Source organism: Gordonia sp. NPDC003376, from assembly GCF_053589235.1.
Genome location: NZ_JBSFRM010000006.1, coordinates 148,274 through 173,944 on the forward strand (window position 1 = coordinate 148,274; position 25,671 = coordinate 173,944).

Genomic DNA, 25,671 nt, shown 5'->3' on the forward strand with positions numbered 1-25,671 from the left:
CGGCTGTCGAAACCTGGTGAGGTGGTTGTGTGTCGGGTTCGTCTGGTGGGGGTGTCGGCGGGCTTCGTCGCCGACGTGTTGGGTCCGTGCTGCTCGTCATCGGCGCAACTGTCGACTGCCCCCGGTTTGGTTGAGTGTGGCGCCCTGTTCGCTGGTTGAGCAGGTCGTCCTCGCGCAGCGAGGCCGCCCGGCTGTCGAAACCTGGTGAGACGGCGGCGTCCGCTACCGCCCCGTCCAGTTCGGTGCGCGCTTGGTGACGAATGCCAGCACACCCTCCATCGTGTCCTGGCTGATCAGCAGGTCGTCGAGCACGGCCGGGGTGGTGGCGCCGATGGCCTCGACGGGGTCGGCGATCCGCGCCGCGTCGGCCATCGCGGCCAGCGAGGCCCGCACCGCGGTGGGCGAACCCGCGAGGATCTCAGCGGCGACCGCACGGGCGACTGACAGCGACTGTCCCTGCTCGGCGATCCGACTGACCAGTCCGATGCGGTGTGCCTCGGCGGTGTCGATGCGACGGCCGGTGAGGATCATGTCGCGGGCCAGTGCCGGACCGACCGCGCGCGGTAGCCGCACCAGACCGCCCGCCGCGGCCGCCAGGCCCACCTTCACCTCGGGCAGCCCGAAGCTCGCCCGCTCGTCGGCCACGATGATGTGGCAGGCCAGGGCGATCTCCAGGCCACCACCGAGAGCGAGTCCGTTGACCGCGGCGATCACGGGTTTGGGCATCGCGGGCCGGGAGGTGAGACCACCGAAACCGTTCTTCGGAACCGCGAGCAGGGCGTCCCCGGCCATGTGTGCCAGATCGTTCCCGGACGAGAATGCCTTGTCGCCGGCCCCGGTGAGGATCGCCACCCACAGGTCGGGGTCGGCGAAGTACGCGTCGAAGATCTCGTCGAGCTCGGCATTGGCCTTCGGGTTCAGCGCGTTCCGTGATCCCGGACGGTTGATGGTCACCTCCAGCAGGTGGCCGTCGCGTCGGATCTCGGTGTGCTCGTAGCCGTCTCGGAATCCGGGGGCGGCGAGCGGGAACAGTTCGGACATCAGCTCCTCCGACACCGCGACACGGTTGCCGTGGGCGAACGACCGGACGGACACCGCGGTGCCGATCGGGTCGTCGGCGGTGGCCAGACGGTCGAGCAGCTCCTCGTCCCCGTCGGCGACATTCGCGATGAAGCGCAGTCCGGGCGCGCTCGGGTGATCGCCGTCGAGTCGCCCGATGACGATCGACCGGCGACGGCCCTCGGCGTCGGGCGGGGTGATCGTATAGGTCTCGATGGTGGCCGGGCCGTCGGCGTCGTGGCAATCGTCGACGCTGGGCACCGCGTCGAGCTCACGCTGGCGCCGAGCATCGTCGGCGGCGTGCCAGGTGACCGGGTCGGTGGAATAGACACCCACCGAGTACTTGCTCAGCACACCGCCGTTCGCGGCGACCAGACCGAGTTTCCCGGGATGCGAACGGACCCGGCCGGTGATCTCGGCGATCGCGTGCATCGAGTAGTTGTTTCCGGGGCCGCCGAAGTACGGCAGGCCACCGGTGACGGTCAGCCCACGCGGGTCGTCGGCGGCCAGGCCGAATGCGTCGCACACGGTGAACACCGCGATCGGGAAGCAGCTGTAGAGGTCGAGGAACGCGACGTCGTCGAGCTCGGCACCGGCCATCTCGAGGGCCGCACCGAGTGCCGCGGCGGCAGCGGGTCCCTGCGACAGGTCGGGGCGTTTCATCAGCGGGCGTTCCCGCAGGTCCGAGTGGCCGTGCAGGAAAACCCATCTCGTCGGGTCGATCCCCAGTGCTCGTGCCCGGCCGACCGGCATCAGGATCACCGCGGCGGCCTGGTTGACCTGGTCACGCGAGACCAGTAGCCGGGTGTATGGGTCGGCGAGTGCACGATTGCCGTCGGCGGTGTCGAGCAGGTCGTCGCTGCTTCGCGATTGTCGTGACGCCGCATGGGGATTGGTGGCCGCGACCTGTGACATCGGTGCGAACAGTTCGGCCATCGATCGTGCGTGGTCGGTTCGCGACAGTCCGATCCGGTGTCGTCGCGCGTTCTCGAGCAGTGCGTACTGCAGCAGCGGCTCGATCAGATGATGCCGGGCCTCCTGGGCGGTGGTGAGCCCGGCGAGGCCGAATCCACGGTCCTCGTGTGACCCGTCGACCTGCTCGGCGAAGTCCGGCCGAACCTCGGCGGCCGACTCCGACATCGCGTGCCGCACCGTCGAGATGGCCTCGGCGCCGACGATCACCACACCGTCGGTGCGGCCGTCGGCGATCCGCTGGGCGAACTCGGTGACGAGTTTCTGCGGGCTCTGGCCGCCGACCACCTCGGTGATCGCGGTGGCCGGATCGAGTCCGGTGCGGGCGGCGACGGCGCGCGGCATGTTGTCGGGGCGGCCGAGCGGGGCCGCCGACAGCGGGCTGGACACCTCGAACGACCGCACCGCGACCACCGTGTCGATCTCCGCGGCCACCGACGCCGGATCGATTCCGGTGTCGGCGAGCGCCTCACGGACCGCGCGTGCGGCCAGGTCCGCCTCGCCGAACCCCTGGTAGTCCGAGTCGGTCAGGCGTTCGGAGGCCTGCCCGACGCCGATGAGCACGGGCGTGCGGGGATCGAGCTCGTCGAGCGATACGCGCTGGTGCACCGGCCGCCTCCTCCGGGTTGTGACACAGGTCTCGGCAATTGTGTCATCTGATACCCGAGGCGACCGCGGGAGGTCAGTGTCGCGCCAGGATCGCTCCCAGATCGGTGCCGGTGGGCAGCGCTCCGTACTCGAAGGCGCGGTCGGCGCCCAGCCGTGCGGCGATGAACGCATCGGCCACCGCGGTCGGCGAGAATCGGACCAGCAGTGACGCCTCGAGTGCCAGCGCCATGGATTCGACGACGCGACGTGCTCGACGCTGCGCGGACGCCGCGTCGAGGCCGGCGAGTTCACCGAGGTCGCGGCGCAGCCGGTCGAGATGCGCGTCCAGGGTGGGGTCGGCGCCGCGCGCCAGGTTCACCTCGGCGTCGAAGGCGCCGACCGAGTGGGGCTCACGCGTCATCGCGCGCAACACGTCGAGTGCGATCACATTGCCCGATCCCTCCCAGACGGCCATCACCGGCTGTTCGCGGTAGCGCATCGACAGCGGGAAATCCTCGGTGTACCCGTTGCCGCCCAGGCATTCCAGCGACTCGTAGGCGTGGTGCGGACCGCGCTTGCAGATCCAGTACTTGGCGACGGCGGTCGCCAGCCGGCGGAACGCCTTCTCCTGATCGCTCGCGTCCTCGTCGTGGGCGCGGGCGAGACGCATCGCGGTGACGGTCGCCGCCTCGGATTCGAGGGCGAGATCGGCCAGCACGGCGGTCATCGCCGGCTGATCGACGAGCGTGGCACCGAAGGCGGCCCGGTGCCGGGCATGCCACAGCGCCTCTGCCACCGACTGGCGCATGCCGGCCGCGCTGCCGAGGACGCAGTCGAGGCGGGTCTGCGCGACCATCTCGATGATGGTCCGCACACCGCGGCCGGGCTCACCGATCATCACTGCGACCGTTCCGTCGAGTTCGATCTCGCTGGAGGCGTTGGACTTGTTGCCCAGCTTGTCCTTCAGGCGCTGGATACGGAACGGGTTTCGGGTGCCGTCGGGCAGGATTCGGGGCAGCAGGAAACACGAGAGTCCTTCGCCGCCATGGCCCTGTGCCTGTGCGAGGACCAGGAACGCATCCGACATCGGGGCCGAACAGAACCACTTGTGTCCGGTCAGCAGATACTCGGCGCCGGGTCCGCCCGCGCCGACCGGCACCGCGACGGTGGTGTTGGCACGGACATCCGAGCCGCCCTGCTTCTCGGTCATCGACATCCCGAAGATCGCCGACGACTTGTCCGCCGACAATTCGGGGGAGTAGCTGCGTGACAACGCCTTCGGTACCCACTGCGCCGCGACGTCGGGCTGCAGTTCCAGCGACGGGATCACCGCATGGGTCATCGAGACGGGACAGGCGTGCCCGGGCTCGATCTGGCCGAACAGGTAGAACGCGGCGGCGCGCACCACATGGGAACCGGGCTGCGGGTCGGCCCAGCAGCGGGTGTGTGCGCCGTGGGCGATCGAGGCGCCGATGATGCGGTGATACGACGGGTGGTATTCGACCTCGTCGATCCGGTTGCCCCAGCGGTCGAACGGGTGGAACTGCGGGGTGATGGTGTTGGCGAGCTTGGCATCGTGTTGGAACTGTTCGGTGCCGACCAGTGCGCCGATCTCGACGAGTTCCGCATCACCCCACGCGCCGTCGTGGCGGGTGATGGCCTCGCGCAGAACCTGATTGGTCTCGTACTCGTTGACGTCGACACGCGGGACGGACTGGTTGAGCACGGTGTGGGTGAGGTGCGGTCGCGGATGGGCCGTGGTCGGCGACGCGGGTGTCTGGGTCATGTCGGGCTCCGATCGGGTGATGGCGGATGAGGGTCGGCCGGCGTGGCCGGTCATTGTGGTCAGTCGGCGAGGACGAGCGGTTGATCGAGGACGGTGTCGGGGATCTGCAGGGCGGCGAAGACCACCGCCACCGAGTCCTCGAGGGTGTAGCCGAATTCGTCTGCGGTGGCGGCTTTCTGGACGATCAGTCCGAAGATCGCCGACCAGAAGGCGCGGGACTCCACACCGATGTCGGCGCGCAGTTGCCAACCGGTGCGCACCAGCGTGTGCATCAGGGCATCCTGGCCGCGCTCGTGAAGGGTGCGCAGGGTCTCGGTGATCTGCTGACGTAGATCGGTGCGACGTGACACCAACAGCATTGCGGTGGTGAACAACTCGACGTTGCGGGCCTGTGGGCCGAGCAGGGTGCCGATCAGGATGTGGGTGTACTCGCGCACCGTCGTCGCCGACGCAGCGGACTCCTCGGCGTGCCGACCGGCGCGCAGCACCGCCGCGCATGCCACCTCGACGAACAGTTGCTCCTTGGAGCCGAAGTAGTAGGTGACCTGGTTGGGGAAGGTTTCGGCACGCGCGCAGATCTGGGCCACCGACGCGGTCTCGCCGTGCTCGGTGAACACCTCGCCCGCCGCATGCAGCAGCGCCTGGCGGGTCGCCTTGCCGGCATCGCGGCTGGCCCGGCGGGGTGGGGGCATGAATCGATCACCTCGAACGCACTTGTTTGTACAACAAACAATAACGGGTGAGGGTGTGACGGTCAACACCTCGCCGTGTGGTGGTGGAGTAGGAGCGCATCCCTCAGAAGGGCGGGTCGGGCGAGTCCGCCTGCGTGGCGGGTGTCTGGTTGCGGGCACGGTTGCGTTGCCGTTCGAGTCGTCGGCGGCGATGTTTTCGGGCCAGTGTGGATTCCCGGTCCAGGAGTCGTTCCTCATCCGGTTTGCGGTGCGCACCCGGTGGTCCTGGTGGGGCTGGTGGTGGGTCGTCGAACCGGTATCGGCGTAGGCCGGGGAAGATATCTTCCATGGTCTCCGCGGGTCCGGGCAGGATCAGCCCTTCGGGGGTGGTGTAGTCGATGACCAGCCGGCCGGTGTGGGGGTCACGGTATTGGTCGTCGATCCACCCGGAATGGGTTTTGTGGAGATGATCGAACCGGCATTTCGGATTCAACCCGATCGGGGTGGTCTGCCCACCCGCCGCCGGGTTGTGGTGATCGTATTCGGTGACGTGGTCGAGATCGGCATCGAAGGAGCTTCGGGTGCACGCCACATCGGCACACGTGCTGTAGGACAGGCGCACGTACTCGTCGAGGGCTGCTGAGGGCCGATACGGATCGGAGGGCAGGGTCGGCGGCAAGATCACATCTTCGGGTCGCACGCCCCGGGGGACCAGTCGTGTGAATCGGGCGTTCGGGTGGGAGGCGAGGTCCCGCACGAACTCCGGGGCGATGACACCTTTGCCGAACAGGTAGCCGGGTGCGGCACCGGCGGGCAGGTCCGAGGAATCGGTCGACGCCACGGTCGGTGGAACATCGGGTGTGGCAGTCGGATTTGCGGCCGTGTCGATACCGGTCGGTTCCGCCTCGACTGCCGCGTCACGCTCGCGGCGGGCCGACCGACGGGTGTCGTCGGGTGTGGGAGTGTCGTCGGGTGTGGAAGTGTCGTCAGGTGTAGCAGTGTCGTCGGGCTGCTCGGTGGTACCGGTCGTCGGGGCGTCGAGGTCGAGCGGAGTCTCGGAACTGTTGTCGCTGTGCACTTCCGGCTCAGGTTCGGGTGTGGCAGGTGCGGGTCGGGGTCGGGGTTGGGGTCGGCCGGTGACGGTGTCGAGGTCGGCGACGGTGGCCTCGTTGGCCAACAAATGGATCACGTACTGCACCTTCGGGATCGACCCGGCCTCGGGGATCTCGGCCGGGCAGTCCTCCCGACCGCAGTCACACTCGAACTGGGTCCCCGACAGGAGAGCGAACATGGCATCGGATTTCCGGTTCTGCGAGGATCTCCCATCATGTGGGCACACCGTGTTCGCGAGGGTGTTGATCACGAGGCCGCATAGTTCGACGCGGTCGGCGGCCATGGTGCCGGCGATCTCCCCGGTCCCGTCATTGCTGAACGAGGTCCACACGCCACGTTTGTCCAGGCATCGTTCGCGGGCTTCACGGACGGCGTCACGGTCGTGGCGGAACACGACCCGGTCGGCCATGTCGGTGATGGTTTTCTTCGACCACAGTCGTCGGCGTCGGCGGATCAACTCGGCGATCTCGGCGTCGACTTTGGGTGCTGATTCGCGACCGTGTACCAGCGCGGTCCGTGACACCACCACCTTCATCAACTCGGGGGTGATCCAGCCGTCCCGCAATACTTCCGCCACACGGGGGAGGTGGTGGAGAACGGCGATGGATTCGTCCATGAGGAGTTCGGCGGCGCGTTGGGTGATGCCACGCACACGCGAGATCTTCTTGGCCAGATCGACGAACCCGGATGGTGCCCCGGCCACACCACGGTCGGCGTCGACGTGGCGGCCGACGAGTTCGATCACCGACCGGTAGGTCGACCAGGCGAGGAACGATCGTCCCCGATCGATCTCGCGTAACCCGATCAACAAGTCGTTGGTGGAGGATTGTTCGGGTGTTTTCGGGTCGACCCCACCCAATAGATCGGCATTGTCGAGTGGCAATTGCGGCCAGGTGGAATCGGTGAACGACAGTGATGTCGTGGGTGTGTTCGTCATCTGATTTCCTCCCCCCGGAGTGCCTGTGACCTGCAGTAAAGAACTGTTGTTCGATTACAGGCCACGGTACAGGAGGCCACCGACATACTTCCGCGAGCAGAAGTGGGTTCACCGGATGGTGGTTGGCTTGTGGAGGTCGGGCGGTGGAGGTCTCGACTCGACTTGTCGCTGCGCTCCGCGTCGGCTCGACCAGCGTGAACGTGTGCCGGCTTACCTTCGGTGGTCGAGCCGGGACCGAGCCTCTGGGCGAGGACCCGTGTCGAGGCCTGGTGGGTTGAGGGTGTCGGTGGCCATCTCCTATGTGGTCACCTCGTGAACGTGGCCGGTGGAGGTCTCGACTCGACTTGTCGCTGCGCTCCGCGTCGGCTCGACCAGCGAAGAGGGTGTGTCCGTCGTGGTGGTGGGGTTGGGATGTCGCGCTCCGCGTCGGCCCGACCAGCGGTGGTGTGGTGCGGGATGGACGGTTGGTGGATTGTGGGAATGTGCTTGCCGACAGCGGCCGTCAGGCCGGGACCGCGGAGTATCCGTGGGCGTCGGCGACTTCCTGGGACAGGAGCTCCCCGGCATGGGTCGACAGACCGGCGCGCAGACCGGCGTCGGCGGCGGTGGCGTCCTGCCATCCTCGGTCGGCCAGCGCGACGACGTACGGCAGGGTGGCATTGGTCAGGGCGTTGGTCGAGGTGTTCGGCACCGCACCGGGCATGTTGGCGACACAGTAGAAGACCGAATCATGCACGGCGAAGGTCGGTTCCGCATGCGTCGTGGGCCGTGAGTCCTCGAAACAGCCGCCCTGGTCGATGGCGATGTCGACGAGGACCGAACCCGGGCGCATCCGGGAGACCAGGTCGTTGGAGATCAGGGTGGGGGCCTTGGCACCGGGCACCAGCACCGCACCGATCACGAGGTCGGCCTCGAGCACGGCCTGTTCGAGGGCGTACGCGGTGGAGACGATCGTGGTGACCTGGCCCTGGTAGAGGCTGTCGATCTCGCGGAGCCGCGCGATGGACAGGTCCAGGACGGTGACGTCGGCCTTCATGCCGTGGGCGATCGCAATGGCGTTGCGGCCCGACACCCCGGCACCGATCACGACGACCTTGGCCGGGGCCACTCCCGGGACACCACCCATCAAGACGCCGCGGCCACCCTCCGGTCGCATCAGGTGGTACGCGCCGGCCTGCGGGGCGAGGCGTCCGGCCACCTCGCTCATCGGGGCGAGAAGTGGCAGTGAACCGTCGGGCGCCACCACCGTCTCGTAGGCGATGGACGTGGTGCCGGCTGCCAGTAGCGCGTCGGTGCACTCCTTGGATGCCGCGAGATGCAGGTAGGTGAACAGCACCTGGCCCGAGCGCAGACGCGAATACTCCTCGGCGATGGGCTCTTTGACCTTCAGCACGAGATCGGCCTGCTCCCACACGGCGTCGGCGGAGTCGAGGATCTGGGCGCCCGCCGCCTTGTAACCGGCGTCGTCGAACGACGAACCCGACCCCGCGCCGGCCTCGATGACCACCTCGTGGCCGCGCGCCACGAGCTCGTTGACGCCCGGTGGGGTGATCGCGACCCGGTACTCGTGGTTCTTGATCTCGCGGGGGATTCCGATCTTCATCAATGGCTCCTGTGATTGCGTGACGGGTCCGGATTCGGACGAGGAAAGGGAGTGGCTCACTACCGATGGCATTCCGCCGATCGTGCGGGACCTCGTTGTCTGCGCCGCATCGGCTGGTGCATCAATGGTGAACAACATTCGTAGTCCTGACAAGATTGGTGAACAATATTCTCTGATCGGTAGAGGTTCTGATCATTCTGCGAAATAGAGTGGGGTGCGGGCCGGTCTCCCAGAAGGATCTTCGGACGGCTGACCCGAGTTCGCCGTGCGTCATGTCCGTTCGGTTGACGGGTTCGAAGCGGCCCGCCTAGCATGAGTGTGCAAACGTTCTTGCAAACGATTTCTCCACCCTTCTTACAGGCGGATGATCCGCCGGTGCGCAAGGTGACGTCACGGACCCCGAGCGGTGCGAATTCGGCGTCGGCTCAACAGAAAGAGGACAGACATGGGTGACCTGGGACGTATCCCCGCCGACGTGCCCACCGGGCTCTGGATCGACAACGCCGTCACCCCGGCCACCGGCGGCGCCACCTTCGAGGTGCGCAACCCGTCGACCGGGGAACTGCTGACCACCGTGGCCGACGCCGGCGCCGACGATGCGCTCAAGGCGCTGGACTCGGCCACGGCCGCACAGTCGGCCTGGGCCGCGACGTCGCCGCGCGAACGATCGGTGATCCTGCGCACCGCGTGGGAGGCGATCCTCGACCGCACCGACGACTTCACCACACTGATGGCACTCGAGATGGGCAAGACGGTCACCGAGGCCCGCGGTGAGGTGACCTACGGCGCCGAGTTCCTCCGATGGTTCAGCGAGGAGGCCGTCCGGATTCAAGGACGTTATGCCGCATCACCTTCCGGCAACGGCCGCATCCTGGTCAGCAAGGTCCCGGTGGGGCCGGTCCTGGCCATCACCCCCTGGAACTTTCCCCTGGCGATGGGGACGCGCAAGATCGCCCCGGCGCTCGCGGCCGGGTGCACCGTCATCTCCAAGCCCGCCGAGGACACACCCCTGACCATGCTCCTGCTGGCTCGGGTCCTCGCCGACGCCGGTCTGCCCGCCGGTGTGCTGTCGGTCCTACCCGCCCTCGACGCCGCCGCCGTCACCGGCCCGCTCCTCGCCGACACCCGACTGCGCAAGGTGACCTTCACCGGGTCCACCCGGGTCGGCAAGCTCCTGATCGAACAGTCCGCACAGAACGTCCTCAAGACCTCGATGGAACTGGGCGGCAACGCACCGTTCATCGTCTTCGACGACGCGAACCTTGACGCCGCGGTCGACGGCGCCATCGTCGCCAAGATGCGCAACGCCGGCCAGACCTGCGTCTGCGCCAACCGCATCTACGTCGCGAATACGGTCCGTGAAGAGTTCACCACCCGGCTCACCACGCGCATCGAGTCCCTCGAGGTGGGCCCGGCGATCAAGGACAGCGTGCAGATCGGTCCGCTGGTGAACGCCAAACAGCGTGACCGCGTGGCCGGCCTCGTCGCCGACGCCGTCGACGACGGCGCCCGCGTCCGCACCGGTGGACATGCCATCGACGGTCCCGGCACCTTCTTCCAGCCGACCGTGCTCGACGACGTCGCCGCGGGCTCACGGATCCTGCGTGAGGAGATCTTCGGTCCGGTGGCCGTGGTGGTGGGATTCGACACCGAGGACGAGGTGGTGGCCGCGGCCAACGACACCGACTACGGCCTGGCCGCCTACCTGTACACGCAGAGTGTCGATCGGGCCTTCCGCGTCTCCGAGCGCCTCGAGAGCGGGATGGTGGGCGTCAACCGTGCCCTGGTCTCTGACGTCGCGGCACCGTTCGGCGGGGTCAAGCAGTCCGGACTGGGACGTGAAGGTGGCACCGAGGGCATCGAGGAGTACCTCGAGACCAAGTACCTCGCGTTCACATGAGGTCTCGGGCGTTCACATGAGGTCTCGGGCGTTCACATGAGGTTCTGGTCCGCCGGGGAGGCGATGGTCTCCTCGGCGGACCTGTTCACATAGGCGGTCGGGGACACGCCGGTCTCCTGCCGGAAGACCCGACTGAAATAGGCGGCGTCGGCGAAACCCGATGCCGCAGCGATCGATGCGATCGACGAGCCGGTGACGGTCCTCTTCTCCAACAGCTTCCGGGCCTCGGCGATCCGCCGGCCCCGGATGGTGCCCGACACCGTCTGGTCGTCGTCGGCGAACAGCTTCTGCAGATAGCGCTCGGAGAGATTGATCTCCGCCGCCACATCGCACGCAGTGAACTCGGGATCACGAAAACGCTTCTCCACGAGGAGGACTGCGCGCTGCCGGTGTGCCGTCCGAACCGCACTCTCGCCCGTGTGGGGATCGGCATTGGCCATCATCAATGCCAGCAGGTCGAGGAACTGATCCTGCAGTCCCGGTGCGAGCCGGCCGGAGAACCGCGCGGCATTGGCGCACAGCGCACGCGACATCGCGAGGACGAGTGAGGTCATCGGATTCTGTTCCTCGTCGAACCGAACCGCGCTGAACCGGTCGGCGCCGGGAATCCGGGCACGCACGAGAGCCGCCGGGATCCGCAGTGTGTGGACGGTGGTGTGCGTCGGCTGATCATAGGAGTACGGAACCGACGTTCCGATGAAAGCTATTGACCGGCAATCTGTTCGGGCATCCCGTCCGTTCTGGCTCAGGATGAACGGTGTACACGTGGTGTCGGCCGGGAGCATGAAGGTCATGTACTCGTCGGTGTCGGCGTGGGTGTGGGCCGTCGCGCGATGGATGTACATGGGATCGGCCTTCAGGATTCCGGCGCGGATGTCGTCGAGCTGGTGTGACTCGATGTGCGCCGGGCCGAATCCGTCCGGAACCTTCGCGTCGAGTGCGTAGTAGTACCCGCTCAGGATGTCGGTCCACACCGAGGCCCGACGGTGTGCGGCAATGCCCTGCAGGTCGACGTCGACCGTCGCCGGTGTCCCGGTGCCCTGTTCTCGGATGTACATCGCGGTGGCTCCTCGTGCCCTGGCCGATCGTCACGCTCGGCGGCGTAAGGAGACGGTGTCTTCTGCTCGGTGTCTTCTGCTCGGGAGGCGATCCCGGCTGCTCAGCGTACTGGGACATACGCCGTCATGGGGCTCGAATTCGCGGATTTACACACCCGAAACGGCGATGAGACCTGCACTAAACGGACCAACCCGACCACGCCCGGTAGGGCGCTTCTGTCCAAGGGTTGGTGCGGCTGAGGGCTACTCATCGGCCGGGGACCCCTCGTAGCGTTCGATGAACCAGATTCCCCCACGGACGTGGAACCGGCGCCGCAGCCGGACTGGTGTTGACCACGGTCACCGCCCGCCCCGTGCCATCGACCTGGCAGGGGCGGTGCCGACCGCTCTGTAACGAACCCCCACCCTGGAGTTGAGTTGTGACATATCGAATCTCGGTTGATACCGGTGGCACCTTCACCGACGTGATCGTTCGCGGCGACGACGGCGGTCTGACCATCGGCAAGGCACTGACCGCTCATGACCGGACCTTTGTCGGGATCAAGGAGGCCATCGAATCCGCTGCGGTCCAAATGGATCTCGGCGTCGACGAGCTCATCGCCGACACCACCATGTTCATCTACGGGACGACCCGCGCGACCAACGCGATCGTCACGAAGCGCGTCGCCAAGACCGCATTCGTGACCACCGAGGGATTCCCGGACACCCTGCTGCTGCGCGAGGGCGGCAAGTTCGACCCGCACGACTTCACCCAGGACTATCCGGATCCGTACATCGCCCGGCGCGACACCTTCGAGATCGCCGAGCGGGTACTGGTGGACGGATCGGTGGCCAAGGCCTTCGACGAGGCCGAGGCCCGCCGCACCGTCGAGCAGATCGGACGACGCGGCTACGAGGCCGTGGCGGTGTGCTTCCTGTGGTCGGTGGTGAACCCCGAACACGAGGCCCGGTTCGGTGAGCTGCTCGACGAGATCCTCCCGGGGGTTCCGTACACCCTGTCGCACAAGCTGATCCCGGTGGTCCGCGAGTATCGTCGTGCGTCGGCGACGGCGATCGACGCCTCCCTCAAGCCGCTGATGCAGAAGCATCTCCTGGGTCTGCAGGAGGATCTGCGCGAAGCAGGCTTCACCGGACGGATCCTGATCAGCACCTCCGAGGGCGGATGCAACGAGGTCGACGCCCTCGTCGAGAAGCCCATCTACACCGTCGGTTCGGGTCCGGCGATGGCCCCGATCGCCGCACGGACCTTCGCCAACCTCGAGGGGCTGGGCGACGACGTCATCATCTGTGACACCGGTGGTACCACGTTCGACGTCGGGCTGGTGCGCGGCGGGCGCCTGGTCTACACCCGCGACACCTGGCTCGGACCGAAGTATCTCGGTGACCTGCTGGGCATCTCGGCGGTCGACATGCGCTCGATCGGGGCGGGTGGCGGCTCCATCGCCTGGATCGACGAGGGCGGGTTGCTGCATGTCGGACCACAGTCGGCCGGCTCCGAACCCGGACCGGCCTGCTACGGACGCGGTGGTGAGTTCGCGACCGTCTCCGATGCGGCGGTGGTGTTGGGATACTTCAACCCGGACAACTTCCTCGGTGGCCGAATGCACTTGGACGTCGACGCAGCACGACGGGTGGTCGGTGTGATCGCGGGTCAGATCGGGCTGACGGTCGAGGAGACCGCCTTCCGGATCATGAGCCTGGCATCGGATCTGATGATGCGCGCCGTCTCCGACATCACGATCAAGGAGGGCTTCAACCCGCGGGAGAGCACCCTGGTCGCCGGCGGCGGCGCGGCCGGCATCAACATCATGACGATCGCCAAGGAACTCGGCTGTGAACGCGTGATCCTGCCGAAGGTCGCCTCGGCACTGTCGGCGTCGGGTATGCAGTACGCCAACATCGTCGCCGAGAAGGCCGCCAGCCTCGTCGTCGACACCGAGCATTTCGATGCCGAGGCCGTCAACGGCCTGCTCCAGCGCCTCGAGACCGAACTGATGGCCTTCCACTCGCAGCTCGACGGCGAACACAGCGGATGGACCGTGGAATTCATCGCCGAGGCCCGCTACGAAGGTCAGGTATGGGAGCTCGACACGCCGTTGCCGGTGCGGCGCTTCGATTCCGAGGACGACCGCGCCGCCCTCGTCGAGGCCTTCCATCAGGTGCATCACCGTGTGTTCGCCGTCCGCGACGAGGGCAGCACCATCGAGATCATCAACTGGAAGGCGCGACTGATCGTCGAACTCGCCGAGGCGCCGAAGCCGTCGGACATGACCGTGCAGCCCAGGGCCGGGCGGGCGAGTGCGGAGCGGGACTGCTACTTCGGTGCCGCAACACCGGTGCCGACCCAGATCTTCCTGGCCGAGGACATCACGCCCGGCCTGATCATCGCGGGCCCGGCGATCATCGAGGAACCGACCACCACCGTCGTCGTGTACCCGGGGATGTCCGCCGAGGTCAGCGCCGAAGGCAACTACCTGCTCCGTCTCTCCTGATCTGTGCGCCGAGGTGAGAAGACCCGGCGCCGACGACATAAGGGCCTGAACATGACCATGACCACCACTGCCGGTACCGATTTCGATCCGTACCTGACGGCGATCATCGCCAACCACATCGACGGGATCGTCCGCGAGATGACCCACACGCTGCTGCGCGCGGCGCGCTCGGCCGTCATCAGCAGCGCCCGTGACTTCTCGTGCTCGATCGTCACCGGTGACAACCAGCTGCTCGCATCGGCAGAAGGTCTGCCGATCCACATCTTCGGCAGCCACATGCAGTCGAAGGCGATGACCGACTTCCACGGTGACGACATCCGTGAAGGCGACGCCTATCTGCACAACGATCCCTACACCGGCGGCACCCACGCCGCCGACCACACGATCCTCGTGCCGGTGTTCTTCGAGGGCGAGCACCTGTTCACCACGGTTGCCAAGGCCCACCAGGCCGACACCGGAAACGCCGTTCCGAGTACATATTCCGCAGGAGCGCGAGATCAGTACGAGGAGGGCGCCCTGATCTTCCCGGCGGTGCGGCTCCAACGAGATCACGTCATGAACGACGACATCGTCCGGATGTGCCGTTCCCGTATCCGTGTTCCCGGCCAGTTCTACGGGGACCTGCTCGCCGGCATCGGCAGTGCGCGGGTCGGGGAGCGCCGACTCAAGGAACTCTGCGAGAAGTACGGCACGGAGCAGATCAAGGCGTTCATCCGCGGCTGGCTCGACTACTCCGAGGAACGGATGATCCAGACCATCCGTCGGCTGCCGGCGGCCACCCTGACCAGCAACGGCGCCCACGACCCCGTCGACGGTCTGCCCGACGGTATCCCGGTCACCGCCACGATCCGCATCGATCCGGACGAGGCGATCATCGAGCTGGACTTGACCGACAACGTCGACAACGTCGACTGCGGTCTCAACCAGAGCGAATCGACGGCAACGGCGTCCAGCATCGCCGGTGTGTTCAACTCGATCGACGCCTCCGTGCCCTGTAACTCCGGGTCGTTCAGGCGGATTCGGGTGCTCTTGCGCGACGGTGCGGTGGTCGGCAGGCCCACGTTCCCGCACAGCTGCTCGGTGGCCACCACCAACGTCTCCGACCGTGTGGTCAACACGGTGCAGTCGGCGTTCGCCGGGATCGGCGAGGGATGGGGCCTCGCCGAGGGCGGGGTGGGTATGGGAGCGGGCATGGCCGTCTGCTCCGGCGAGGACCCGAGCAGCTCGGAGGGCTCCTACGTCAACCAGCTGATCATCGGTACCGCCGGTGGCCCGGGAGCGCCTGGCGCCGACGGTTGGCCCACCTACGCGCTGCCCGTCGTCGCCGGGTTGATGTACCGCGACTCGGTCGAGATCGACGAACTCAAGCACCCGATGCGGTTCGGGTACCTCCGGATGGTGCCCGGCAGTGCCGGGGCAGGTCGGTACCGCAGCGCACCGGCAATGGAGCTCTCCTACGGACCGCTCGCGGCACCGATGGAGGTGTTGTGGCCGTGTGACGGAACCATCAACGCACCCAAGGGAGTCCGTGGCGGCCACGACGGTTCGCCGGCCCGCCACGTCAAGGTCGGCACCGATGGGGTGATCACCGAGCTGCCGGGGATCGTGGCGGTCACCCTGACCAAGGGTGAAGTGGTCCAGGGCGTGTCGTCCACCGGTGGTGGCTATGGTGATCCGCTGGACCGCGAACCACGCCGGACCCGCGACGACGTGCTCGAAGGCTACGAGACGATCGAACGCGCCCGCGAGGTCTACGGCGTCGTACTCACCGGTGATGTCGACGAGCGCTCGCTCGAGGTGGATGTCGACGCCACCGAGGTGCTGCGTGCGACCCTGCGCGCGGAGTCGGGTCGCCGAGCGACAACGGTATCGCCTCATCCGATTCCACGGACGGGCGAGTTGGATTCTCACAGAAAGACTTTCCTCTGATGTCGAAAGCCGACAACGTCGATGTGACGATCGACCCCGCAGCACACACCCACCCGGACGACGATGTCCGGGTGAGGCGCTGGTCGCTCACGATGGCATTCTGGTCGCTGATGTCGGCCATGTTCTGGCTGTACATCGCGGTCGCCTGCAATGCCGCGGTGGGCACTGTCAACACACTCATCGGCATGGTTCTCACGATCGCCACCTACGGCATCATCAACGCTGTGCTCGCACGCCATGCGATCCGCACCGGAGAGACCATCAGCATCTTCTCCGGCAAGATCTTCGGCCGGCTCGGCGCCGCGCTCGCCGCACTACTGTTCGCGGTGACGGCCATGTACTACGCCGTGTTCGAGGGCTCGATCATCGCAGTCGCCTTCCAGGAGTACTTCGGCGGCAACCTCAGGGTCTGGTACCTCGTCGTCGTCCTCTACGCGCTGCCACTGGTCCTCGGCGGCGTCCAGGACTGGCTGGACAAACTGAACGGAATCCTGTTGCCGCTCTACGGTCTCGGGCTCGTCGCGATCATCGTCGGGGCCACCGTGAAGCAGGGATACCCCACCGGCTGGCTGGGGCATGCGGTCGCGGGCGGTCCACTGCCCGGCTGGCTCACCACCTACCTGATCTACATGGGTGTGTGGGTGGTCATGATGTACACCTTCGAGTTCGCCCGGCTCGGCAGGCGAACGGATGCAACCTTCCACGCCAACGTCACCTTCGGCTGGGTGTTCTTCTTGCTGACCTTCGGCGTCAACGGCTTGATCGGTATCTACCTGGTGTCGGCGTGGGGTCTCGGCGAGGCCACCGAGACCGGTGTCGTGTCGGCGATCATCAACTCGCTCGGACTGCTGGGCGTGATCGTGATCGTCATCTCGCAGACCAGGATCAACACGGCCAACTACTATGCGGCGTCGATGAATCTGCAGGATCTGTCGACGATGATCCTCAAACGCACTACGCCACGCCTGTTGTGGGTGTTCGTCGTGGGCGCGATCGTCTATCTGTTCATGCTGACCGACGTCCTCGGCTACCTGTTGACCGCACTGGCGTGGCAGGGCGTGCTGGTGTGCGCCTGGGTCGCGATCGCCGTGACCTACGTGGTGTTCGTGGCACGGCAGGGTCGGGAAGAGGCCAGTGGTGGCGGGCAGCCGCTGCGATGGCTTCCGGTGACGGCCTGGATCGTCTCGGCGGCCGTGGGCATCCTGCTCACCGAGCAGACGAGCAGCCCCGTCGTCGCCGCTCTCGCACCGGTCATCACGGTGGCCCTCGCGCTGGTCCTCTACATCCCGTCGCAACTCGCGCTCCGGCGCAGCGTCCCGGTCGCGGTCGCGTCATGACCTCGGCCCCCGCGGTGTCCGTGGACCGGTGCACGGCACCGGTCCGTCCCATCGATCGTCACGTGTGAGGAAACGAAGGAAAGTGGTGTGAACGAGATGTCATCGTCGTCCGGAACAGCCCTGTGGCATCCCTTCAGCGATATGTCGTCTGTCCCGGGAAAGGAGTTCGTCGTCGATCGCGCCGAGGGAGTGTGGGTCCACGACCTGTCGGGCAGGAGGTACCTGGACGCCACGGCGAGCCTGTGGTGTGTGAACGTCGGACACGGCCGCGAGGAGATCCGGGCGGCCGTCACCGATCAGCTGGGCCGACTCGACAGCTTCTCCATCTTCGGCGACTACTCGAACCGGCCTGCGATGGAGCTGGCCGACCGGATCGCCTCCCTTGCGCCGCTGGATGATCCGAAGGTGCTGTTCGGCAGTGGCGGCGGTGACGGCATCGACACCGCGGCACGCCTGGCCCGACAGTTCTTTGCAGCCACCGGTCGGCCGGACAAGACCCATCTGATCTCCCGGCGGGAGAGCTACCACGGCACCCACGGGTGGGGTATCTCGCTCGCCGGTATCGACGGCAATCGGGTGGGGAACGGTGAGATGGTCCCGGCGGCAAGCCGGGTGCCGTTCGACGATGCCGCCGCACTCGAGGCCGAGATCCTACGGGTCGGGCCGGAGCGGGTGGCGGCATTCTTCTGCGAACCGGTCATCGGTGCCGGCGGCGTCCATCCGCCGGCGGACGGGTACCTCGAGGAGGTCGCGGCGATCTGCCGTCGCCACGACGTCCTGTTCATCGTCGACGCCGTCATCTGTGGGTTCGGCCGTCTGGGAACACTTTTCGGAATCGATCGGTGGAACGTCCGGCCGGACATCCTGGTCTTCGCGAAGGGTGTCTCGAATGGCGCGGTCCCGCTGGGTGGAGTCGTCGTCGCCGACCGTGTGGCGGAGCCGTTCTGGTCGGAACCCGGTCGTGTCCTCCGGCACGGCGCCACCTACTCGGGTCACCCGGTGAGCTGTGCCGCCGGATTGGCGACTCTCGACATCCTCGAGCAGGGCGACCTCGTCGAGCAGGGACGAATCCTGGAGAAGCCCCTGATCGATCGACTGCAGTCGCTCGCCGGTCATCCTGCTGCCGGTCAGATCCGGGGCGGGACCGGCCTTGTCGGCGCCATCGGTATCGATTCCGCTGTCCTGGAACAGAATCCGGGAGCAGTCGGCACCGCCTTCGGTGCGGCCCGAGAGGCGGGTGTGCTCCTGCGTCCGCTCGGCGGTGCCCTCGCCGTGTCACCGCCGCTGACGTTCACCGAGCCGGATCTGGACCTCATGCTCCAAGGGGTAGAGGCCGGGCTCGACGCGTTGGTCCGGTAGTACGGCGGACCGGTGGGCAATGACGATGTCCTCCGGGTGGATTCACGTGAAACCGTCCGGAGGACATCGTTGTGGCAGCTCGGTCTGGACCTGAGGTCGGCGGGCTGCGCTCAGCGCATCTCGCCGGCGCCCTCGTACGGGTGGATGCTCGTGAGCAGGTCGCCCTCGGCGAACCGCGAGTACCGGAAGTCCTGCGGGTCGACGTGCTTGAGGGTGGTGGTGCCGGTCAGCACCATGTCGGCGACGAGTTTGCCGACGGCCGGGGAGATCTTGAATCCGTGACCGGAGAAGCCGGTGGCCAGGAACAGACCGTCGACCGGCGACGGACCGATGATCGGGTTGTAGTCGGGGGTGACGTCGTAGGCGCCCACGTAGGAGCTGGTGATCCGTGGGTCCGGCATGTCGGGCAGGCGGTGGCCGAGCTTCATGACCACCTTGTCGACGGTGCTCTCGTCGGCGCGGTTGATGTAGTTGTCGGGGTCGATGTACTGCGGGGCAGAATGGTCCGAGTTACCCACCAGCAGTTCGCCGTTGGGCTCGCGGCAGATGTAGGACAGGCCGGCGAGGTCGGAGAGCACCGGGACCACCGGGGTGGGTGCGCCCTGGTCGACCAGGATCAGCTGCGCGCGCTGGGCCTTGACGTCGACGTCGACGCCCACGCCCGTGGTCAGCGCGGGGGTCCAGGGGCCGGCGGCGACGATCACGGTGTCGGCGTGGATCTCGTCGCCACCGGCCAGACGGGCGCCGATCACGCGACCGTCCTCACCCTGCAGCAGTTCGGCGACCGGGGTGGACTGCTTGATCGTGACACCGAGCCGGCGGGCGGCGGCGGCGAAGGCCATGCCGGCCATGTAGGCCTCGCCACGGCCGCCGAGGGGCTCGTAGGCGAAGGCGGCGAAGTCGTCGAGGTGCAGCCCCGGCCACAGTTCGGCCATGGTGTCGTGGCCGATCAGCGAGACGTCGACGCCGATGTCCTGCATCATCGCGACATTGGCCTCGAGCGGGGTGATGTTGTTCTCGCCCACGCCGACGACGTAGCCGCACTGCTGGAAGGCCATGTCGTCGCCGAAGAGTTCGGTTGCGCGGGTGAAGATGTCGACGCCGTACCACGACATGGCGACCAGTGACGGATTGCCGTAGTGGCAGCGGACCACCCCACTGGACTTACCGGTCATGCCCGAGCACAGGGTGTCGCGCTCGACCACCATGACATCGGTCTCGCCCTGATCGGCCAGCGACCAGGCGATGGCGAGGCCCTCGAGGCCGCCGCCGACGATCAGGAATCGGGTTGTGGTGGTGGTCATGTCACTTCGCTTTCTTCGAGAACTGCAGTGGGACAACGCATGGGGTGAGAGGAATCAGGACAGGAGGTCGGTGAGGACGGTGGCGAGGGCATGGCCACCGGCGTCGGCGTCGGGGTCTTCGACGTACTCCTCGGGAGAGTGCGAGACCCCGGTGGGGTTGCGCACGAACAACATCGCGGTGGGGATCTCATCTTTGAGCACCCCGGCGTCGTGGCCGGCGCCGGTCGGGAGGATCGGGGCGTCGGGCAGGACGGTCGAGACCCGGCCACGCAGCTGCGGGTCGAAGTCCACGCGCGGGCTCATCGACGCCTCGGTGAGGGTGAACTCGCAGTTCTCGGCGAGGGCATGGACCCGGGCGGCGGCGGCGATATCGGCGACCAGTGCGGCGACCACGGCGTCGTCCTCATGGCGGACGTCGAGCCAGACGTCGACGCGGGAGGCGATCACGTTGCTGCCGCCGGGAACCGGGTCGAGCTTGCCGACGGTGGCGCGGGCCCCGTCGACCGCGGCACCGAGCCTGCGCACATCGAGAACGGTTGCCGCGGCGGCGATCATCGGGTCATGACGGTCGGTCATCAGAGTGGTACCGGCGTGATTTCCCTGACCGCGGAACGACAGCAGCCAGCGGCCGTGGCCGAGGATCGCCGACCCGATCGCGATGGCCGAGCTGGTGTCGACGAGCCCGCGCCCCTGTTCGACGTGGAGTTCGACGAAGCACCCGATCTGGTCGAGACGTTCCTGGTCGCGACCGATGTATCGGGGATCGAGCCCGTTCCGGGTGGCGAGGTCGGCGAAGGTCTCGCCATCGGCGCCGGCGAGCTTCCAGGCGCGCTCACGGGTGACGCGGCCGGTCATCAGCTGAGACCCGAGGCAGGCCAAGCCGTATCGCGAGCCCTCCTCCTCGGGGAAGACGGCGAGCGCGAGGGGGCGGCGGGGGATCACGCCGGAAGCGTTCAGCTGGTCGACCGCGACAAGCGCCGACGCCACGCCGAGCGGGCCGTCGAAGGCGCCGCCACCGGGGACGGAGTCGAGGTGGCTACCGGTCACGACGGCGTCGGTCACGGCGAGTCCCGCCGGGTTCCACCATGCCCAGATGATGCCGTTGCGGTCGGTCTCGATCTCCAGCGACCGTTCGGTGGCGGCCGACAGGAACCATTCGCGCAGTTCGAGTTCCGCGGCGGAGTAGACCGGACGGCTGTATCCGCCGCGTGCCGGGTCGGTTCCGATGTGGGCGATCTCGGCCATCAGGCCGCTGACCGTCGCAGTGGATGCGGTGCTCACGGATCAGTCCTCCGATGCTGCTGTGGGATGAAGATGGACGCGGGCGACGGTGCCCGTTCCGTGGACGGTGACGGCCTGTGACCCGACGAGGATGGTGTCGAGCGGCTCCAGGGCGTCGTCGGCGATGCGCAACGAACCCGAGAGCACCAGGTAGGCGACGGTGCCCTCCTCCGAGAGCTCAACAGATCCGCGCACGTTCTGCAGGGTGAGATCGCCCCGGCCGAACTCTCGGCGAACCATCAGATTGAGGATCTGCGTGGTGCCGCGGGTGGGCTCTCCGGCGACCTCGTCGTCGCCGGAGAAGTGGATGCGGTCGAGATGCACGAGGTGATGGTCGGTGCCGTTGACGGTCAGCATCACCGGGTCGGCGCCGAGGATCAGCGCGGTGCGCTCGAATCCGTCGAATCGGGAGAAATCACCGGCTGCCTCGATCTCGGCGATGCTCAGCGTCCAGTCCGGGGCGGTCGTCGAACCGCCCGTGGCGATCCGGCGGGTCACACCTGCACCGTTGCGCCACGGTTGCAGCGGCACGTCGGCGCCGCGGATGACGCCGGACCGGGGAAGGTGCCCATCGCGGTGGGGTGTTCGGGTGGACATGTGGCTCGTGCTCTCGACTCGGGGGTTGGTGTCCCTCGAGTACACCCCTCCGATTGAGAAAAGAGAAATACCTATATGGAGCCGATTGTTCTGAGTGGCAGAATAATTTCCATGGAGCTCCGCCACCTGCGCTATTTCCAGGTCCTCGCCGAAGAACTGCACTTCGGGCGGGCCGCCGCCCGGCTACACATCTCGCAGCCGCCGCTCACCTCGCACATCAAGGACCTCGAACGGGAGGTGGGGGCGCGACTGTTCGACCGGACCACCCGCCGGGTGGACCTCACCGAGGAGGGGCGGCTCTTCCTGGACCGGGTCGGCGCGGTACTCACCTCGCTCGACGACGCGGTGGAGGAGGTGCGCGACCATGCGGCGGGTCGGCGCGGCCGGATTCGGGTGGGCTTCGTCAGCTCCGCGTCGGGGACGGTGATCCCGCCTGCCCTGCGCCGGTTCCGCGACCTCAATCCGCATGTCCGCGTGGATCTCTCGCCGCTGACAACACGCGAGCAGATCGACGCCCTGCAGGCCGGTCGCCTGGATCTCGGGTTGATCCGCGCCGGTGGACGCGTGGAGGACCTCCGCGTGGAGCCACTCGTCGAGGAGTCCCTCGTCGTGGTCCTGCCCACCCATCACCGGCTGGCCGATCGGACAGAGGTGGACATCCGCGACCTGATCGGGGAGCGGCTCATCCTGTTCCCGCAGACCCTGATGCCCGCCTATCTCGCCCAGATCTGGGGGCTGTTCGCCGAGTACGGCGCCGAACCCCGGGTGGTGCAGGAGGCGATCCACCACGAGACGGTCCTGGGCCTGGTGTCGGCCGAGGTCGGGCTCTCGATCCTGCCCGAATCGGTGTCGTGGTTCGGCACCGACCGCATCGCCATCCGGCCGCTCGCCCAGAAGGTGACCACCGCGCTGATGATCGCCCGCACAACCGAATCCGCGAATCCGGCCGAGGCGGCATTCGTCGACTGCCTGTATGCGGCGATGGGGGAGCTGCCGGCAGTGTGATCGGACCGGCCGCGACCTCGCACCCATCCGGTGCGCACGCCGGGATGTCGATATGCCGACGGACCGGCGTGCATTCGCATACCGGTCCGTCGTGTGAAGGTGTCCCTCACGGGGGTGCGCCTCGGAAGATGGTGGTTCCGTGTGCTTTCCCCGGTTGTCACCTCACCCCTGTCATCTCACCCCTGTCACCTCACCGCTGTCATCTCACCGTTCTGCCCTCACCGCGATCCGGCCGGCGTCGTGGCACCCGCAGCCGTCCGGGGGTCGTCGTCGGTGGTGTCGATGACGGTGGTGTCGATGGTGGTGGTGTCGATGACGGCGACCAGCTCGGACTGTCCGCCATCGTGTCCGTCGACGGCCTCCGAAGCCGATGCGTCGTCGGTGATCTCGGCCAGGCGCTGCTCGTCGAAACTCTCGGTCTTGAGTGCGACCTCCTTGATGAAGGCGATGGCGACCAGGCTGATCACGGCCATGACGCCGGCGATCAGGAACACCCGGGCGGTGCCGTCGCCGTAGGCGCCACGCACGATGGCCTCGATCGGACCGGGCAACTCGTTCAGGTTGGACAGTCCGGCACCACCGGTCTGTCCGGGATTGATCCCGACAGCGGCGAGGCCCTGCTTGATCAGGTCGGTCACATGATTCGACAGCACCGCGCCGAGAACCGAGACGCCGGCCGCGCCACCGAGTGAACGGAAGAATGTCACGGTGGAGGTCGCGGAGCCGAGCTCGGCGGGTTCGACGTTGTTCTGCACCGCGAGCACCAGGTTCTGCATCGTCATCCCCATGCCGAAGCCGACGATGAACAGGTAGCAGCCGATGACCACCATGTTGGTGTGCGCGTCGATGGTGCTGAGCAGGCCGAAGCCGATGGACATCGCGATCGCGCCGGCCACGAGGTAGCGTTTCCACTTCCCGAAGCGCGTGATCAGCTGACCGGACACGGTGGCCGAGATCATCGAACCGGTCACCATGGGCAGGGTCAGCAGACCTGCGGCGGTGGGGGAGTAACCGCGGGCGATCTGGAAGTACTGTCCCAGGAACACCGCGCCGCCGAAGAGCGCGACGCCGACCGAGATGCTGGCGATGGTCGCCAGGCTGATGGTGCGGTCACGGAACAGGTGCAGCGGAATGATCGGGTCCTTGGCACGGGACTCGACGAAGACCGCGGCGGCCAGTAGTGCCAGGCCCAGGGCGACGAGGCCGAACGACATACCCGACACCCAGTCGAAGTTCTTGCCGGCGAGGGTCACCCAGATGAGCAGGGTGCTGACACCGCTCGCGATCAGGACCGCACCGAGGTAGTCCAGCGACACCTCCTTGCGGATGACCGGCAGGTTCAGGGTTCGCTGGATCACCGCGAGCGCGATGATGGCGAGCGGCACGCAGACGTAGAAGGTCCAGCGCCAGCCGAGCCAGCTGGTGTCGACGATCACGCCACCGAGAAGCGGGCCTGCGACGATGGCCAGGGACATGACGGCGGCGATCGGGCCCTGGTAACGGCCGCGTTCACGCGGACTGAACATCGAGGCGATCACGATCATGACCAGCGCCTGCAGGCCGCCGAGGCCGAGACCCTGGACCACGCGGAAGCCGATCAGCATGCCCACCGACTGGGAGAAGCCGGCGAGGACCGATCCGAGCGTGAAGATCGCCAGGGATGCCTGGACCAGCAATTTCTTGCTCACGAGGTCCGACATCTTGCCCCAGAGCGGGGTGGTGGCGGTGGAGGCGAGCAGGGTGGCCGTGACGACCCAGGTGTACTGGTCCTGGCTGCCGTGCAGATCGGTGATGATCACCGGTAGAGCGTTGGAGACGATGGTCGCCGAGAGGAATGCGACGAACATCCCGAGCAGGAGCCCCACGAGGGCCTGGATCTTCTGGCCGTGGGTCATCGGGGTGTTGTCGCCGGCAGCGGCGTCGTGGCGCTGCGCAGCGGTTGCTGTCATGCGGAAACCTCCAGAAGGTCTGTTCGTACCTCGCGGCGGGGCCGTGGGCCGGGGCTGACGGCGCCGACAGTGGTCGGTCGTCGCTTCGGGTGCGCTGAGAAGTGCGCTGCGAATAGTTGAACGACGCAACTATAAGCGTGATAGGTGCAACCCGCAACTATCTGGAAGTATTCCCTGACCTCAGGATTCGTGTGAATCGGGCATATCCGGAGCCGGGTGTCGAGGCTCACTCGTCTGCACCGCCGACAGTCGACGCAACAGCCGCGCGAGGGTTCGGATGTCGTCCGGCTCCCACTGTCCCAGCTGTGCGCGCCACTCCTGGACGAACGTTGCGATCACCGTCTCGTACCTGTTGCGGCCGTCGGCGGTGAACGAGACCACCCGCGCGCGGGCATCCCGTGGATCCGGGTGGCGTTCGGCGAGACCGAGCCGGACGATCGTGTCGACCTGTCTGGTCACCGTCGACTTGTCGAGGCCCAGTTCGGTCACCAGCTCCGACATCGGGACGGACTCGTGCCGCGCGAGGACGGTGAGCAGCAGGTAGTGCGACGGATCCAGACGCGGATCGATGGCTCGCGCGCGCCGTCGGGCGCGGTCGCGGCCCTGCCGCCAGAGATCGGCGAGCTCGTCCTCGAGTTCGGCGATCGGTTCGTCACCCATCGGCCCGCGCATCCCTTCGTCGGTGGCGTCCGGGGAGACACGCTACCGCCGCGACCGCCGACCCGTGCACA

Annotated in this window: 17 protein-coding genes; 6 read left to right on the plus strand and 11 right to left on the minus strand. The window is 67.1% G+C overall.

Annotation, left to right across the window (positions count from 1 at the left end; translation table 11 throughout):
- Positions 1-222: 222 nt before the first annotated feature.
- The 5 genes from ACWDUA_RS08990 to ald form a co-directional block, all read right to left on the minus strand.
- A complete protein-coding gene (locus tag ACWDUA_RS08990; RefSeq protein WP_449750659.1) occupies positions 223-2,640 on the minus strand; it encodes an acetyl-CoA acetyltransferase in 2,418 nt (805 codons plus the stop codon).
- Positions 2,641-2,713: 73 nt separating this feature from the next.
- A complete protein-coding gene (locus ACWDUA_RS08995) occupies positions 2,714-4,405 on the minus strand; it encodes an acyl-CoA dehydrogenase family protein (RefSeq protein WP_449750660.1) in 1,692 nt (563 codons plus the stop codon).
- Between the two features lie 59 nt (positions 4,406-4,464).
- Positions 4,465-5,097, minus strand: a complete 633-nt coding sequence (locus tag ACWDUA_RS09000; RefSeq protein ID WP_449750661.1) for a TetR/AcrR family transcriptional regulator C-terminal domain-containing protein — start codon at positions 5,095-5,097, stop codon at positions 4,465-4,467.
- A 103-nt stretch (positions 5,098-5,200) separates the two neighbouring features.
- Entirely contained in the window at positions 5,201-7,126 is a 1,926-nt protein-coding gene (locus ACWDUA_RS09005; protein WP_449750662.1) for a DUF222 domain-containing protein, read from the minus strand.
- A gap of 502 nt (positions 7,127-7,628) precedes the next feature.
- Positions 7,629-8,729 carry an alanine dehydrogenase gene (gene ald / locus ACWDUA_RS09010; protein WP_449750663.1) on the minus strand — a complete coding sequence of 367 codons (1,101 nt, stop codon included), beginning with the start codon at positions 8,727-8,729 and terminating at the stop codon, positions 7,629-7,631.
- Positions 8,730-9,174: 445 nt separating this feature from the next.
- On the opposite strand from ald, the gene ACWDUA_RS09015 reads away from it, so the two are divergent.
- Positions 9,175-10,629, plus strand: a complete 1,455-nt coding sequence (locus tag ACWDUA_RS09015) for an NAD-dependent succinate-semialdehyde dehydrogenase (RefSeq protein ID WP_449750664.1) — start codon at positions 9,175-9,177, stop codon at positions 10,627-10,629.
- Positions 10,630-10,661: 32 nt separating this feature from the next.
- Here ACWDUA_RS09015 and ACWDUA_RS09020 read toward each other — a convergent pair whose 3' ends face one another.
- Positions 10,662-11,687, minus strand: coding sequence for a helix-turn-helix domain-containing protein (locus ACWDUA_RS09020; RefSeq protein ID WP_449750665.1), 1,026 nt, complete (start codon positions 11,685-11,687; stop codon positions 10,662-10,664).
- 419 nt (positions 11,688-12,106) lie between these two features.
- Between ACWDUA_RS09020 and ACWDUA_RS09025 the strand changes: the two genes are divergently transcribed.
- From ACWDUA_RS09025 to ACWDUA_RS09040, 4 genes are all read left to right on the plus strand, one after another.
- Positions 12,107-14,179 (plus strand): hydantoinase/oxoprolinase family protein, encoded by a 2,073-nt coding sequence (locus ACWDUA_RS09025; protein ID WP_449750666.1) that lies wholly within the window; start codon positions 12,107-12,109, stop codon positions 14,177-14,179.
- 51 nt (positions 14,180-14,230) lie between these two features.
- Positions 14,231-16,108 carry a hydantoinase B/oxoprolinase family protein gene (locus ACWDUA_RS09030; protein WP_449750667.1) on the plus strand — a complete coding sequence of 626 codons (1,878 nt, stop codon included), beginning with the start codon at positions 14,231-14,233 and terminating at the stop codon, positions 16,106-16,108.
- Positions 16,108-17,445 carry a purine-cytosine permease family protein gene (locus ACWDUA_RS09035; RefSeq protein ID WP_449750668.1) on the plus strand — a complete coding sequence of 446 codons (1,338 nt, stop codon included), beginning with the start codon at positions 16,108-16,110 and terminating at the stop codon, positions 17,443-17,445. Before ACWDUA_RS09030 ends, ACWDUA_RS09035 begins: the two co-directional genes overlap by 1 nt.
- 96 nt (positions 17,446-17,541) lie before the next feature.
- Positions 17,542-18,804, plus strand: a complete 1,263-nt coding sequence (locus ACWDUA_RS09040; RefSeq protein ID WP_449750734.1) for an aminotransferase family protein — start codon at positions 17,542-17,544, stop codon at positions 18,802-18,804.
- A 110-nt stretch (positions 18,805-18,914) separates the two neighbouring features.
- On the opposite strand, the gene ACWDUA_RS09045 is transcribed toward ACWDUA_RS09040, so the two are convergent.
- Genes ACWDUA_RS09045 through ACWDUA_RS09055 form a run of 3 tightly spaced genes read right to left on the minus strand, consistent with a single transcriptional unit; the run spans position 18,915 to position 21,986 of the window.
- Positions 18,915-20,108: an NAD(P)/FAD-dependent oxidoreductase gene (locus ACWDUA_RS09045; RefSeq protein ID WP_449750669.1), complete on the minus strand. Its 1,194-nt coding sequence runs from the start codon at positions 20,106-20,108 to the stop codon at positions 18,915-18,917.
- Between the two features lie 54 nt (positions 20,109-20,162).
- Entirely contained in the window at positions 20,163-21,389 is a 1,227-nt protein-coding gene (locus ACWDUA_RS09050; protein WP_449750670.1) for an allantoate amidohydrolase, read from the minus strand.
- A gap of 3 nt (positions 21,390-21,392) precedes the next feature.
- Positions 21,393-21,986 (minus strand): HutD/Ves family protein, encoded by a 594-nt coding sequence (locus ACWDUA_RS09055; RefSeq protein WP_449750671.1) that lies wholly within the window; start codon positions 21,984-21,986, stop codon positions 21,393-21,395.
- A 111-nt stretch (positions 21,987-22,097) separates the two neighbouring features.
- On the opposite strand from ACWDUA_RS09055, the gene ACWDUA_RS09060 reads away from it, so the two are divergent.
- The gene (locus ACWDUA_RS09060; RefSeq protein ID WP_449750672.1) at positions 22,098-22,991 is read left to right on the plus strand and encodes a LysR family transcriptional regulator; all 894 of its coding nucleotides are present in this window, start codon (positions 22,098-22,100) and stop codon (positions 22,989-22,991) included.
- Positions 22,992-23,209: 218 nt separating this feature from the next.
- Here ACWDUA_RS09060 and ACWDUA_RS09065 read toward each other — a convergent pair whose 3' ends face one another.
- Together ACWDUA_RS09065 and ACWDUA_RS09070 are read right to left on the minus strand one after the other, a co-directional pair.
- A complete protein-coding gene (locus ACWDUA_RS09065) occupies positions 23,210-24,886 on the minus strand; it encodes an MDR family MFS transporter (RefSeq protein ID WP_449750735.1) in 1,677 nt (558 codons plus the stop codon).
- A 234-nt stretch (positions 24,887-25,120) separates the two neighbouring features.
- A complete protein-coding gene (locus tag ACWDUA_RS09070; protein ID WP_449750673.1) occupies positions 25,121-25,600 on the minus strand; it encodes a MarR family winged helix-turn-helix transcriptional regulator in 480 nt (159 codons plus the stop codon).
- Positions 25,601-25,671: the final 71 nt, after the last annotated feature.

Excerpts from the sequence above, each read along its gene's own strand:
- ACWDUA_RS09045 (WP_449750669.1), bottom strand. The coding sequence starts at position 20,108 with ATGACCACCACCACAACCCGATTCCTGATCGTCGGCGGCGGCCTCGAG.
- ACWDUA_RS09060 (WP_449750672.1), top strand. The coding sequence starts at position 22,098 with ATGGAGCTCCGCCACCTGCGCTATTTCCAGGTCCTCGCCGAAGAACTG.
- ACWDUA_RS09055 (WP_449750671.1), bottom strand. The coding sequence starts at position 21,986 with ATGTCCACCCGAACACCCCACCGCGATGGGCACCTTCCCCGGTCCGGC.
- ACWDUA_RS09070 (WP_449750673.1), bottom strand. The coding sequence starts at position 25,600 with ATGGGTGACGAACCGATCGCCGAACTCGAGGACGAGCTCGCCGATCTC.
- ACWDUA_RS09015 (WP_449750664.1), top strand. The coding sequence starts at position 9,175 with ATGGGTGACCTGGGACGTATCCCCGCCGACGTGCCCACCGGGCTCTGG.
- ald (WP_449750663.1), bottom strand. The coding sequence starts at position 8,729 with ATGAAGATCGGAATCCCCCGCGAGATCAAGAACCACGAGTACCGGGTC.
- ACWDUA_RS09005 (WP_449750662.1), bottom strand. The coding sequence starts at position 7,126 with ATGACGAACACACCCACGACATCACTGTCGTTCACCGATTCCACCTGG.
- ACWDUA_RS08995 (WP_449750660.1), bottom strand. The coding sequence starts at position 4,405 with ATGACCCAGACACCCGCGTCGCCGACCACGGCCCATCCGCGACCGCAC.
- ACWDUA_RS09065 (WP_449750735.1), bottom strand. The coding sequence starts at position 24,886 with ATGACCCACGGCCAGAAGATCCAGGCCCTCGTGGGGCTCCTGCTCGGG.
- ACWDUA_RS09030 (WP_449750667.1), top strand. The coding sequence starts at position 14,231 with ATGACCATGACCACCACTGCCGGTACCGATTTCGATCCGTACCTGACG.
- ACWDUA_RS09020 (WP_449750665.1), bottom strand. The coding sequence starts at position 11,687 with ATGTACATCCGAGAACAGGGCACCGGGACACCGGCGACGGTCGACGTC.
- ACWDUA_RS09000 (WP_449750661.1), bottom strand. The coding sequence starts at position 5,097 with ATGCCCCCACCCCGCCGGGCCAGCCGCGATGCCGGCAAGGCGACCCGC.
- ACWDUA_RS09040 (WP_449750734.1), top strand. The coding sequence starts at position 17,542 with ATGTCATCGTCGTCCGGAACAGCCCTGTGGCATCCCTTCAGCGATATG.
- ACWDUA_RS09035 (WP_449750668.1), top strand. The coding sequence starts at position 16,108 with ATGTCGAAAGCCGACAACGTCGATGTGACGATCGACCCCGCAGCACAC.